Origin of the sequence: Candidatus Allofournierella merdipullorum (assembly GCF_048426865.1) — a bacterium.
In the GTDB taxonomy this organism is placed as follows: domain Bacteria; phylum Bacillota; class Clostridia; order Oscillospirales; family Ruminococcaceae; genus Allofournierella_A; species Allofournierella_A merdipullorum.
The window spans coordinates 1-10982 of sequence record NZ_DBFNWJ010000019.1 but is presented as its reverse complement, the minus strand read 5'-3'; the positions used below and the strand labels follow the sequence as shown (position 1 = coordinate 10982).

Below are 10982 nucleotides of genomic sequence, written 5' to 3'. Positions count from 1 at the left end.
CTAAAGCGCCCGTTTACGGGCGGCAAGTAACAGAACTTTCGCGGCTGGCAGACCGTACTTGCGCGACGTGACGCGCATGCTAGTATTCTAGGGCTATGCCCGCATGTGAAAAACCCCCGGCTTGGCCGGGGGTTATTTATTTTTCTCTTGACTTCTGCTGAAAAATCCATATAATGGAATTAGAATAATTATAAAAATGGTGCTGATGATCGTGACGAAGTATGCAAAGAAGATTTTGGAGATCGTGGAGCAGTCCCGTAAGCACATGACGGCGGAGCAGATTTTCATGGAACTGCGCCGCACATATCCCACGGTGGTACTGGCCACTGTCTACAACAATCTGAATCGTTTGTCACAGGATGACCTTATCCGCAAAGTGACGGTTGAAGGAACGCCCGACCGCTATGACCGTATCCTGCGGCACGACCATCTGGTGTGCAAAGAGTGCGGAAAACTGTTGGATGTGGACCTGGGTGACCTGACCACTCAACTGGAACAGAAGGTAGGCACCGCCATTCTCTCCTATGACCTGAAGCTGGTATATCTGTGCGACGAGTGCAGAAAAAAGAAAGGAATGTGAGGAAACTGAAACATCTTCCCTTATCCGTCCGTGTGGCCATTGAGCCGGACAACCCCAGCATCGTCCGCTGGGAGGAAAAGTGCATCCGCTGCGGTATGTGCAAAACGGCATGTACCGATTTGATGGGGGTGCACGGGACTTACACCCTGGAGCAGACAGGGGACAGGGCCATCTGTATCTACTGCGGCCAGTGCGCCAATGTCTGTCCGGTGGACAGCATCACCGAGCGGGACGAGAGCCCCGCGGTGCGGCAGGCAGTGGCCGACCCGGACAAAGTGGTGGTAGTCAGTACTTCGCCCGCTGTGCGCGCGGCGCTGGGCGAGGAGTTCGGCATGGAACCCGGCGCCTTTGTGGAGGGCAAAATGGTAGCCCTTCTCCGGGCCTTGGGTGTGGACTATGTGCTGGATACCAACTTCGCCGCGGACCTCACCATTGTGGAGGAGGCCAGCGAGCTCATTCGCCGTCTGACGGAGAAAGACCGGCCGCTGCCCCAGTTCACCAGCTGCTGCCCCGGCTGGGTGCACTTTGCAGAGATGTATGCTCCGGAACTGCTGCCCCATCTCTCCACCGCCAAGAGCCCCATCGGCATGCAGGGGCCCACGGTCAAAACCTACTTTGCTGAAAAGATGGGCCTTGACCCGGAGAAGATCGTTCATGTGGCCCTGGCGCCCTGCACCGCCAAGAAGTTCGAGATCCGGCGGGAGGAGATGCACGCCGCCGGCGATTACCACGGCGTGGAAGGCATGCGGGACACCGACCAGGTCATCACCACCCGGGAGTTGGCCCGGTGGGCCAAAGCCGAAGGGGTGGACTGGAACGCCCTGCAGGATTCTGCCTACGATTCACTGATGGGCAAGGCCTCGGGCGCTGGCGTTATCTTCGGCAACACCGGCGGCGTGATGGAGGCCGCCCTGCGTACCGCCTATGAGTACGTCACCGGTGAAAAGGCGCCCCAGGAGCTGCTCCGGTTGGAGCCGGTGCGGGGTTATGAAGGAGTCCGTGAAGCCCAGGTGCAGGTCGGTGAACTGACCCTGCGTGTGGCTGTAGTCTACGGCACCGCCAATGCCCGGCGTTTTCTGGAGCGCATGAAGGCGGAGGGCAGGGAATACCATTTCGTGGAAGTCATGGCCTGCCCGGGCGGCTGCATCGGCGGCGGCGGACAGCCCAAGGATCTGATGAAGGACGCGGACGAGACCCGCAAGAGCCGCATTGCCGCCCTTTACCGGCGGGACGAGGCCATGACCCTGCGCACCAGCCATGAGAACCCCGAGATCAAAGAAGTTTACGCTGCATTTTACGGCCAGCCTCTGAGCGAGATGGCGGAAAAAATGCTTCACACCAGCTATCGGGACCAGAGCAGCCTTCTGCACAAGCAGGCCGGGCCCGACAACAACAAAACAACAAAAGGAGAAATGAAAGTTATGAGCAAGTGGAAATGCAAAGTTTGCGGTTACATCTACGAGGGCGACACCCTGCCCGAGGGCTTCACCTGCCCGCTGTGCAAGCAGCCCGCCTCTTCCTTTGAAAAGATCGAGGAGGCCCCCGCCAAGGGCGCGAACAAGTACGCCGGCACCCAGACCGAGAAGAACCTGCAGGCCGCCTTCGCCGGCGAGTCTCAGGCACGCAACAAGTACACCTACTTCTCCTCTGTGGCCCAGAACGAGGGCTTTGAGCAGATCGCGGCCCTGTTCCAGCTGACTGCTCAGAACGAGATGGCCCACGCAAAGCTCTGGTTCGAGGAGCTGAACGGTCTGGGCGATACGGCACAGAACCTGCAGCATGCGGCCGAGGGCGAGAACTACGAGTGGACCGACATGTACGACGGCTTTGCCAAGACCGCCGAAGAGGAAGGCTTCCCCGAGCTGGCCGCCAAGTTCCGGCTGGTGGCTGCCATCGAGAAGCGCCATGAGGAGCGTTACCGCGCTCTGCTGCACAACGTGGAGACCGCTCAGGTCTTTGAGAAGAGCGAGGTCAAGGTTTGGGAGTGCCGCAACTGCGGCCACATCGTGGTTGGCACCGCGGCTCCGGAAGTCTGCCCCACCTGCAACTACTCCAAGAGCTTCTTCGAGATCCACAGCGACAACTTCTGAGCGTAAAACCGATCGAAAAGGCCGGCCCTGCGGGGCCGGCCTTTTTTTCGAAAATTGCAACAGAAAGCGTTCCATGCTATGATAAAGCCGTATGAAACGGCCGCTTTGAAAGCGGAAACGGGGGATAGTATGCTTCGCACCGATGAACTGACATCCATTTTGAAAAACAAACACGCGGATCTGGACCGATATTTTGAGGACTGTGCGGGGGAGATGCTTTACACGGACATCGGGGAATACCTGTGCGCTTTGCTGGAGAAGCATGGGCTGCGCAAGACCGACCTGATTTTCGCTTCCGGCCGGGAGCGCAGTTATTGCTATCAGATCCTCAACGGAACACGCCGCAATCCCTCCCGGGACACCCTGCTGGCCATTGCGCTGGGGCTGCGTTTCAGCCTGGAGGAGACCCAGACCATGCTGCGCATCGCGGGCCTTTCTCCGCTGTATCCGCGCATCAAAAGGGACGCCGTCATCCTGCAACAGCTGGCGGCGGGGAAAACGCTGTTTGAGTGCAACGAGAAGCTTTCCGAATGCGGTGAGATCGTTATTGGATGATGGATATGGAACGTGAAGACTTTATTTTTCTCGAAGCGCTGAACAGGCATGGAACGGTCTTTCTGGTACGTCAGAACTCCACCGGGCGCATATTGGTCGCGAGGAAAGCGGCGGCAGACCAAACCGGCGTTTTTGAAACGCTTCGCACGATCGACAGCGGCCATATTCCGGCGATCCGGGCCATCGAACCGCAGCCGGACGGAACCGTGCTTGTTTATGAGGATTACATCCAGGGCGTTACACTGCGCAAGGTACTGGACGACTGCCAGCCTCGCCTGGAAAAGAGCGACGCCGTTGAGATCGCCCGACAGCTCTGCCGGGCGCTGGCGCAGGTGCATGCCGCCGGGATCGTTCATCGGGACATCAAACCGGAAAACATCATTCTTGGGGTGGACTCGCAGGTCTATCTGATTGATTTCGGCATTGCCCGCGTGGAGAAAGCGGGCCGCAGCGCCGACACCGAGTTTCTGGGCACGCAGGGCTATGCCGCGCCGGAACAGTTCGGCTTCTGCCAAAGCGATGCGCGCGCCGATATTTACGCGCTGGGCGTTGTGATCAACCAGATCGTGACAGGAAGTTTTCCCAACGAAGCGCAGACCGACGGGCTATTGGGCGAGATCGTTGTCAGGTGCATCAATCTGGACCCTCAGCAGCGGTATGCCTCAGTGAGGGAACTCGACGCCGCGCTGGCGGCGTTGCCCCGCAGCCCACGGCCTGCGTATTGCAAACCGCAGAAAAAGCGGATCGCTTTTCCTTATCCCCTTTGCCTTGTGCCCGGTTTTCGTTCGGGAACGCCGGAGAAGGCCCTGTTCGCGGTTGCGGCTGTTTTCTGGTTCTTTATTTTTGCGGCGGCCGGCTTTTCTTCCGCGGCAAACGACCCGGTGGATCTGGTGATCGTGGTGGGGATGCTGACCATTCCCGTGGGCGCCTATGTCATCGGTTTCGATCTGTTCAACATCCAGCGCCATGTCCCTCTTCTGAATAAAGTGCGGGGCACATATACCCATCGCGCCCTGACAGCATTCACTGTTGCGCTTTGGAGCGTCGCGGTGTTTTTGCTGACCGGGGTGGTGGCGGCCGCGGTCAAAGCGGTGATACGCTGAGCGTTTCTTTTCCATTGTCTGCTGACAGCCCACCAAATGTGTCCGGGAGCGGTATATACTGTGTGGTACATACCGCAACCTGGTTGCAGGAGGAGGCTATCCAAAATGAAAAAGATGTTGTCCATTGTTTTGGCGCTGATGCTGATGTTCAGCGCCGCGGCCTGCTCAGACGGAGGGCAGACCGAAGAGTCGAAGGCGTCTTCTGTCAGTGCTGCGGCGCCGGCGTCGGCCGTGGTGACCCTGCCTGAAACGGTCATGTACGACGAAGGCGGGATCAAAATCACCGCCACCGGCCTGGACGAGGATTCGGTGTTCGGCCCGCAGGTAAAACTGACCATCGAAAATGATTCGTCCGCGGGCGTGCTCGTTCAGACAGGGTACTGCGTTGTGAACGGCTGGGCGGTCGGCTGCAGCCTTTCGCAGGAAGTCTCTGCCGGGAAAAAGGCCGATGCCGAGATGACGATCTCCCGCACAGATCTGGAGAATGCCCATGTGGAAACTTTGGCGCAGATCGAATGCACGCTGCGAATGATCGACCCGGAGAGCTTTGTAAACAGCACAGAAACCGGCTGGATCACCCTTGCCACCGATGCGGCGGAGCCTGCGGCCCTTCAGCCGGAGGGGACGGAGCTCTTTGCCGAAAGCGGCATTCGGATCACCGCACTGGAACAGACGGACTCTTTGATGGGGAAAGGCATTCGGCTTTACATTGAGAACAGCACGGAAGCCGACTACACCTTCACCGCGTCCGAAGTGTCGGTGGACGGATACATGGTGAACGGAAATCTCTATGCCGACATTCCCGCGGGGCGCAAAGCGATCGCCGAACTGATTTTGCTGGATGATGAGGAGAACAGCGAGCGGATCGAGAATATGACCTCTCTGGAATTCTGCGTGGATCGGCTGAACCTTAACGACCTCACTGACCATGAAACGGTCGGGCCGTTTACGGTCGCCTTTTGAGCCGGGGAGGGAAGAGAGATGAAAACAGGAAAACTTGTGATCGGTATTTTGAGCATCGTCCTGTTCCTTCTGGTCGCGCTGCAGTCCTGTGCGGCCGGCCTGGGCAATACCCTCGCCGATAACGGAGAGGTGAGCGGTTCGGCCGACTTTTTGCTGGCGCTGGGCCTGCTGGTGGCGGGCATCATCAACATCTGCACCCGCAAAGGCGGCAAAGGCGGCTATGTTGCCGCCGGGTTCTATATCCTGCCTGCGCTGCTTGCCCTGCCCAACGCGGGCAGCTACGCCGACCTGTATATCTGGGCGGTGATCGGCATCGCCTTCGGCGTGTTTTCGGTGATCGCGACCAGCCGGACGAACCGGCTGTGAATGGCGGAACGAATCCGTAAAAAGGCTCCGGCTTTTTGGCCGGGGTGCCGTAAGTAAACGTCGCCGAGAAGCGGGCGCTTTTGCGGTATCGCGGCGTCAAAGCGCCTTGACAACCACCAAGGGTGCCTGCGGCGCTATTCCTTGCGCTCCCATCAAAATCGCCCGCTTCCTGGTGCTGCGCAGTTCTGCCCCAGGATTTTGGATGAAGAAAGCACAAAGAGCGGCCCCTCAAGCCTTGGTGGCTTGGGGGGCCGCTCTGCGTGTTTTATGCGCCAAAATCCTACGGCAGAACCGCCGTTTTCTTATGCCATCCCGGCGTTTGGCCGGGGCCTTTTTGCGTGGCCGGGAAAACGTCCGCACAATGGGATAAATTGCCTGCTATACTGGGCACAGAAGGGCAGAAAGTTGGCCAGGCACCCGTATATGTGTCCGCTTTTGTGGAAAAACAAACAATATGTTGACTTTTTGCCGAGATGGAACTACTATATATGGTGTATCCTGAAAACGACGTTGGGAGGGAACTGAAATGAACGTACGCAAGCGCAGCGGCAAAGTTGTGCCCTTTGACGCTGAATTTATACGCCGTGCCATTACGCTGGCTGCGGCCGCCGCCGGAGAACACGACCCCCAGAGAGTGGATGACGTGACTGCCGCGGTGGAAGAAAAACTGTCTGCCGGCCAGGACATCGTGGACATCGAGCGCATCCAGGACGCGGTGGAGGAGACCCTGTTTGAAAAGCAGCTTTATCGAACTGCCAAGACCTACATCCTCTACCGGGTGCAGAAGGAGAAAGAGCGCACCAGCGGCGAGTGGAAAGAGGGCATCCTGACCAGAGAGTTCCTCAGCCCCTATAAGCACGCGCCCAATCCCATGGAGCAGCTGGGCGCCTTTGTCTACACCCGCACCTATTCCCGTTATCTGCCCCAGCAGGGCCGCCGGGAATTCTGGTGGGAGACGGTGCGCCGTGCGGTGGAATACAACGCCTCGCTGGCCCCCACGCCCCGGGAAGAAGCGGAAAAGCTTTATGACAACATCTACCATCTGCGACAGTTCCTGTCCGGCCGCACCCTGTGGGTGGGCGGCACGCCGGTGGCGGAAAAATACCCCATGGCAAACTACAACTGCGCCTTCACTGTCATCAACGACTTCATCGCCTACCACGACCTGTTCTACCTGCTGATGGTGGGCAGCGGCGTGGGCGTGCGGGTGCTCAAATCCGATGCCGACCAGCTGCCGCCGGTGCGCACCGATTTGAAAATTCTGCACAAGTCCTATGACCCTGTCCCGGCAGCAGAGCGGCTGGAGTACACCAACCTTACCTTCCAGCGCGACACCGCCACTCTGGCCATCGGCGACTCCAAGGAGGGCTGGGCTCAGGCGCTGACCCGCTACTTCGAGCTCATCACCAACCGGGAGTACGAGGGCGTGACCACCCTGGTGGTGAACTACGACTCCATCCGTCCGAAGGGAGAGCGGCTCAAGACCTTCGGCGGCACTGCCAGCGGTTCCGGCTCCATGATGACCATGCTGGATAAGATCCACAAGGTGGTCACCGCCGCCGGCGCCCGGGACGGCGCGGTGCGCACCCAGCTGCGGCCTATCGACCTTTTGGACATCGCCAACATCATTGGCGAGAACGTGGTCTCCGGCGGCGTGCGCCGCACCTCGGAGATCGGCCTGGTGGACGCGGACGACGAGACCTGTATCCAGGCCAAGTCCAACCTCTACCGCCAGGTGAACGGCCACTGGGAGATCGACAAGTCCATCGCTCACCGGCAGATGAGCAACAACTCCATCTTCTACCGCGAAAAGCCCACCCGGGAAAAACTGCATTGGCACATTCAGCAGATGCGTTATTCCGGCGAGCCGGGCTGGATCAATGAAGAGGCGGGCCTCAAGCGCCGGCCCAACTTCTGCGGCTGCAACCCCTGCGGCGAGATCCTGCTGGATTCCAACGGCCTTTGCAACCTGACCACCGTAAACGTGATGGCCTTTGTGGGCGAGGACGGCACGCTGGATCAGGAGGGCCTGCTGGAGGCCCAGCGCCTGTCCGCACGGGCTGGCTACCGCATGACCTGCCGGGAGCTGGAAATGTACCGCTGGGACCGGGTGCAGAAGCGCGATCGCCTGCTGGGCTGCTCTCTCACCGGCTGGCAGGACATGGTCAACGCCACCGGCATCGACCGTGACCAGCAGGCAGAACTGCTGGAGCAACTGCGGGCGGCTGCCCGCAAGGCGGCAGACGAGATGGCCGCGCAGCTGGGCGGCAACCGGCCGCTGCTGGTGACCACCCTCAAGCCGGAAGGCACCCTGTCGCTGCTGCCCACCGTGTCCAGCGGCGTGCACTATTCTCATTCTCCTTATTACATCCGCCGTGTGCGCATCACCGCCACCGACCCTCTGTGCCGCGTCTGTGAAGAACTGGGTTACCCGGTGCTGCCCGAGGTGGGCCAGGACCCGGAGGACCCCACCACCAAGGTGCTGGAGTTCCCGGTCAAGGCCCCTGCAGGACGGGTGAAGGGCGATGTGACCGCCATCGAGCAGCTGGAAAACTACAAGATGTTCATGGAACATTACGTGGACCACAACTGCTCCATCACGGTGCACGTGCGGGAGAACGAGTGGGCCGATGTGGAGCAGTGGGTCTGGGACCATTGGGACGATGTGGTGGCCCTGTCCTTCCTGAGCTACGACGACAGCTTCTATGAACTTCTGCCCTACGAAGCCATCGACAAAGAGGAGTACGAGCGCCGCAAGGCGGAGATGCGCCCCTTCAACCCGGCGCTGCTCTGCCGTTACGAGCACGAGGAGACCGAGCTGGACATCGGCGCCTCCGACTGCGTGAACGGCGTGTGCCCCATCCGCTGAGTTTTTACAACGAGAGCCGTCTGCTCCGCGAAAGCGGGGCGGGCGGCTTTTTGTCTGCCCGCAGAAGGCCTCGGCGTGGTTGCCCCCGGAGAGGCCGTCTGCTATAATGAAGAGGATATAAGGGCGGCAGGCCGCCCGCAATAAAATAGCGGAATGCGAGGGAACAAGTGACATGAAACGTTTGCTGTGTATCCTGTTGGCACTGACCATGTCGGTCAGTCTGTTCACCGCCTGTGGCGGCGGCGACGAAGGGACCGCTGTCTCCGGCGGCAGCGCCGAGCCCGCCGTGGAAGCCACGCCCGAGCCTACCCCCGAACCCTACGAGGCGAATGTGCTCACCGGCTACGAGAAAGACGCCGACTACCCTGAGGGCCAGCGTATCACCGCGGTGATGGTGAACAACATCGCTCAGTGCCGGCCTCAGCGAGGCCTGTCAGCGGCGGACATGCTCTTTGAGATCAAGGTGGAGGGCGGCATCACCCGCTTCATGGCTTTGTTCACCGACTACAACAACATTCCGGACATCGGCCCCGTGCGCTCTGCCCGCGACCAGTTCTTCCGCCTGGTGCTTCCCTGGCAGCCGCTCTATGTCCACATTGGTCAGAGCGTGGTTCAGACGGAATACATCACCAACTACAACTACGACGAGTGGAACCTGGAAGGTAAATACGACAGCAACCTCAGCTACCGTGACAAGAACCGTGTGAACTGGGCGGGCAATCATGTGGCCACCGAGCACACCGCCTACACCAACGGCCAGCTCATCGCCGATTATGTGGAGCGTCACGACGTGGACGACCGCCGGATGTACAACTCCACCTTCTTCGACTTTGTGGACTACCGCGACCCCGCCAAGGTGCTCACCGGCGAGCATCTGGAGGACGGCGCCAGCGCTGATGCGGGCCGTGTGACCATCCGCCACTCCGACTATTACCGCACCCAGTTTGACTATGATTCCAGCCTTGGCCAGTACGCCATGGCCCAGTATTACTCCGCAAAGGGCAGTTATATGGATACGGTGGACGAGAACAACGGCCAGCAGCTGATGTTCGACAACCTGATCGTCCTTTTTGCCGACATCCACCGCTATCCCGGCCACGACACGTCGGACCTGCAGTACGCCGAGTACGGCTGGGGCGGCGTGGGCTACTACTGCTACGGCGGCAAGATCGAGCGCATCCGCTGGCAGAAAGGCACCCCGCTGGATACTTTGCGCATTGTGGATTTTGAGACCGAAGAACCCTTTGCGATCAATTGCGGCAAGACCTATGTGACCGTGGTGGACGAGGACGAGATCCCCGGCTTCACCTGGGAATCTCTGGAGACCGCCCAGGATGTGCAGGAGGCTCCGGCCAGCGAGACCTTTGTGGAAAATGAGGATTGACCCCACGGCAAGATAAGCACCAAACAAAAACCAACGGCGGCAGACCCTTTTGGGCCTGCCGCCGTTTTGATTTGCGGAGAAGGATGCTTCAATCCCACCAGAAATGCCATACGGTGGAGCGGCAAAGCGTGTCTGCCAGAACGCCGAGATGCCAACCGGAGCCCTCGTCTACATCCGAGCAGAAGCTATACTGCTCTGCCGCAAGTTCCAGGGCATTCTCGCGGGAAACAGGGGAGGGCAGATCAAATTCCAGCGTGTCGTGAGAGATCACGGCCGGCACCGCGCCGTATTGCTCGAACCAGTATTTGGCGGTGGTCATCAGCCGAACGGTATCCGGGCAGCTGTTCCAGCCGCCGAAGGGCAGATACGCAAAAACTTCCCAGGGGCCCTTCACCGGCACCTTTGCCAGAATGAGAGGCGCGGTCATGCCGCTGAAAACGTCCCAATAGCCGGCGAAGCAGTCGTTCACTTCTCCGCCTTCCATTCCCGGCGCCTCCTGCGGCGGCTCTCTGCGCCATCCGCGCATCCGTTCAAAGAGTGTGCTGCCTTCCTCCAAAGGGAGGGCAAGGGCCTGCCGGCGAAATTCAGCCACCCGTTTCGGGTCAAAAGAGCAGTTGTCCCGGTCAGCGCCGGCTGGCCGGGCGTTCATGGAGAGCCATTCCCAGAGGAGCTTGTCCGCTTTCACCAGGATGGGGACAAAGCCTTCTGCCGGGCCCTCTTCCCGGGCACGGCGGTAGGCGGCCATGATCGCGTCATCGTCCTTTACGGGGGCGAAAAAAGTGCATTCGCAGGCCAGATATTCCATCATGGCCGCAGCGATGCGGCCGCCCGGCAATGCTCCGATTTCCATTCGCCCCAACTCCTTTGACTTTTTCGCTGCTTCAGCGGTTCGGTTTCCATTATTATATCACGCGCTGCAAGCCGTGAGATTTGCAGTTTCGATACAGTTTGCAGAAGACCCTGTGCTCCTTCCGGCGCTATCCTGACGGTAGGGCCCGCCTGCGCGGGCAGACTTTGCGGAGCAGTGTCTGCGCTCCGCCCCGAAGGGAGCAGTCATCATGAAAAAAGAACA

General features: G+C 59.7%; 9 protein-coding genes. 8 read left to right on the top strand and 1 reads right to left on the bottom strand.

All coding sequences use genetic code 11. The annotated features are described in order from the left end of the window. The first annotated feature begins 196 nt into the window (after positions 1 to 196). The 8 genes from ACMNAY_RS03515 (at position 197) to ACMNAY_RS03480 (ending at position 9910) form a co-directional block, all read left to right on the top strand. Positions 197 to 580 carry a Fur family transcriptional regulator gene (locus ACMNAY_RS03515; protein WP_418718406.1) on the top strand — a complete coding sequence of 128 codons (384 nt, stop codon included), beginning with the start codon at positions 197 to 199 and terminating at the stop codon, positions 578 to 580. Continuing rightward, positions 577 to 2670, top strand: a complete 2094-nt coding sequence (gene rbr / locus ACMNAY_RS03510) for a rubrerythrin (protein ID WP_418718405.1) — start codon at positions 577 to 579, stop codon at positions 2668 to 2670. The genes ACMNAY_RS03515 and rbr overlap by 4 nt, the downstream gene beginning before the upstream one ends. Positions 2671 to 2799: 129 nt before the next feature. Beyond that, on the top strand, positions 2800 to 3225 hold the full coding sequence (locus tag ACMNAY_RS03505) for a helix-turn-helix domain-containing protein (RefSeq protein WP_418718404.1): 426 nt from the start codon (positions 2800 to 2802) through the stop codon (positions 3223 to 3225). A gap of 5 nt (positions 3226 to 3230) precedes the next feature. Beyond that, complete coding sequence (locus ACMNAY_RS03500; protein WP_418718403.1) at positions 3231 to 4328, top strand: serine/threonine-protein kinase; 1098 nt, start codon at positions 3231 to 3233, stop codon at positions 4326 to 4328. A 105-nt stretch (positions 4329 to 4433) separates the two neighbouring features. Continuing rightward, positions 4434 to 5291: a hypothetical protein gene (locus ACMNAY_RS03495; protein ID WP_418718402.1), complete on the top strand. Its 858-nt coding sequence runs from the start codon at positions 4434 to 4436 to the stop codon at positions 5289 to 5291. 18 nt (positions 5292 to 5309) lie between these two features. Continuing rightward, positions 5310 to 5657, top strand: coding sequence for a hypothetical protein (locus ACMNAY_RS03490; RefSeq protein WP_418718401.1), 348 nt, complete (start codon positions 5310 to 5312; stop codon positions 5655 to 5657). A gap of 526 nt (positions 5658 to 6183) precedes the next feature. Next, positions 6184 to 8526, top strand: coding sequence for a ribonucleoside-triphosphate reductase, adenosylcobalamin-dependent (gene nrdJ, locus ACMNAY_RS03485; RefSeq protein WP_394975743.1), 2343 nt, complete (start codon positions 6184 to 6186; stop codon positions 8524 to 8526). Between the two features lie 172 nt (positions 8527 to 8698). Beyond that, a complete protein-coding gene (locus ACMNAY_RS03480) occupies positions 8699 to 9910 on the top strand; it encodes a DUF3048 domain-containing protein (RefSeq protein WP_418718400.1) in 1212 nt (403 codons plus the stop codon). A gap of 88 nt (positions 9911 to 9998) precedes the next feature. Here ACMNAY_RS03480 and ACMNAY_RS03475 read toward each other — a convergent pair whose 3' ends face one another. Further along, entirely contained in the window at positions 9999 to 10760 is a 762-nt protein-coding gene (locus ACMNAY_RS03475) for a DUF4253 domain-containing protein (protein WP_394975739.1), read from the bottom strand. Between the last annotated feature and the right edge of the window lie 222 nt (positions 10761 to 10982).

What these genes read in the sequence shown, in the direction of transcription:
- ACMNAY_RS03515 (WP_418718406.1), top strand. Translation starts at nt 197, where the DNA reads ATGGTGCTGATGATCGTGACGAAGTATGCAAAGAAGATTTTGGAGATC.
- ACMNAY_RS03505 (WP_418718404.1), top strand. Translation starts at nt 2,800, where the DNA reads ATGCTTCGCACCGATGAACTGACATCCATTTTGAAAAACAAACACGCG.
- ACMNAY_RS03500 (WP_418718403.1), top strand. Translation starts at nt 3,231, where the DNA reads ATGGAACGTGAAGACTTTATTTTTCTCGAAGCGCTGAACAGGCATGGA.
- ACMNAY_RS03495 (WP_418718402.1), top strand. Translation starts at nt 4,434, where the DNA reads ATGAAAAAGATGTTGTCCATTGTTTTGGCGCTGATGCTGATGTTCAGC.
- ACMNAY_RS03490 (WP_418718401.1), top strand. Translation starts at nt 5,310, where the DNA reads ATGAAAACAGGAAAACTTGTGATCGGTATTTTGAGCATCGTCCTGTTC.
- nrdJ (WP_394975743.1), top strand. Translation starts at nt 6,184, where the DNA reads ATGAACGTACGCAAGCGCAGCGGCAAAGTTGTGCCCTTTGACGCTGAA.
- ACMNAY_RS03480 (WP_418718400.1), top strand. Translation starts at nt 8,699, where the DNA reads ATGAAACGTTTGCTGTGTATCCTGTTGGCACTGACCATGTCGGTCAGT.
- ACMNAY_RS03475 (WP_394975739.1), bottom strand. Translation starts at nt 10,760, where the DNA reads ATGGAAATCGGAGCATTGCCGGGCGGCCGCATCGCTGCGGCCATGATG.